The sequence below is a fragment of the Rhodococcus sp. NCIMB 12038 genome, assembly GCF_002165735.1.
Lineage (GTDB): Bacteria > Actinomycetota > Actinomycetes > Mycobacteriales > Mycobacteriaceae > Rhodococcus_F.
Map to the genome: position 1 here is coordinate 1 of NZ_NHML01000085.1, position 1,499 is coordinate 1,499.

Sequence of the window (1,499 nt, forward strand, 5' to 3'; positions counted from 1 at the left end):
CACTGGTCCAATACAGCACCGGTGGTGACGAGGTGCGCCTCGGCTTCAGCGCCGACGGACTGGTCCGCTCCGCCCCCGCCGACCTCGCCGGACTCGACACCATGGCGGTTCTCCGGGACTGGTCACGGTACAAGGTCCTGCTGACCGACCTCGACGTCGACGCACTTCCCGTCGTCGAAGACGCCACCCTCCTCGCCCCCCTGACCTACCCGAACACGGTGCTGTGCGCGGGCGTCAACTACTACGACCACGCCGAGGAGATGGGCACCGCCCGCCCGAACCCGGACGCCGAACCCTTCTTCTTCCTCAAGTCCCCCACCACCACGATCACCGGCCACGACACGAACATCGCCATCTACGAGGACGGCCGGTCCCGAGTCGACTGGGAAGCCGAACTCGGCGTCGTCATCGGCGAGGAATGCACCGGCGTCTCCCCCGACGAGGCAGCTGGTTACATCGCCGGATACGTTGTGGCGAACGATATCTCCGACCGCGGGGTCTTCCACCGCGACGGCGCGGTGTTCCCCGCGTTCGAGTGGGACTGGGTGGGCCACAAGAGCCAGAACGGCTTCTGCCCCATCGGCCCGGGAATCGTGCCGGCATGGCACGTCCCCGACCCTCACGCCTTGAAGATCCGGCTCGACGTCAACGGCACCGTCAAGCAGGACTCCGACACCTCGCAGATGGTGACGAATGTGTACCAGCTGATCTCTGCGGCAAGCCGGATCATGACTCTCGCTCCCGGTGACGTGATCCTCACCGGCACCCCGGCGGGTGTCGGGATGCCACGACAGGATTTCCTGCACGAAGGTGACGTCGTTACCGTGGAGATCGAGGGAATCGGCACACTGACCAACACGATTGTCCTGAAATGACCTCCTCGCAGCCCACTCTTCGTGCACCACGGGAGAATTGGCACCCGGCGGCCCCGGCCGCGGGGACGATGACCGCGGTGACCTTCCGTGAATTCGGCGGCCCGCAGGTCCTGCAGGCCGAGTCCGTTCCGACGCCTGCGATCACCCCCAACGAGGTACTGGTGCGGGTGTGCGCGGTCAGTGTCGGGCGACTGCTGGACCTGGTCGCCCGCTCCGGACGTCACCCGTACGCGAAATTCACGTTCCCGCACATCCTCGGCGCCGAACACGCCGGCATCGTGGCGGCCATCGGCGCGAACGTCGACGCGGTGTCGGTAGGCGACCGTGTCGCCACCTTCCCGGTCGTCACCGATCCTGCCTGCCCGATGGCCCAAGCCGGCTACGACGAGCTCTCCCCCACCCTCGAAATCATCGGCACGCACCGGCAAGGCGCGTACGCGCAGTTCGTGGCGGTCCCGGCAACGAACGTGTTCCCGGTTCCGGCCGACATGAGTCCCGTCGACGCCGTCGCCGTGGCACTCGCCGGCGCGGTCGCGATGAACCAGCTCACCCGTGCCGGTTTCGCTGAGGGCCAACGGGTAATCGTGCAGGGCGCCACCTCCGCGCTCGGCTCAACCACCGCGC

General features: G+C 67.3%; 2 protein-coding genes. Both read left to right on the forward strand.

Translation table 11 applies throughout. The features are described from left to right. Positions 1-875, forward strand: an 875-nt coding sequence (locus CA951_RS42020; protein WP_143543219.1) for a fumarylacetoacetate hydrolase family protein, incomplete at its 5' end; no start/stop codon positions are given. Further along, the coding region (locus CA951_RS42025) for an alcohol dehydrogenase catalytic domain-containing protein (protein WP_256974316.1) at positions 872-1,499 on the forward strand (628 nt) is incomplete at its 3' end. The genes CA951_RS42020 and CA951_RS42025, both read left to right, overlap by 4 nt.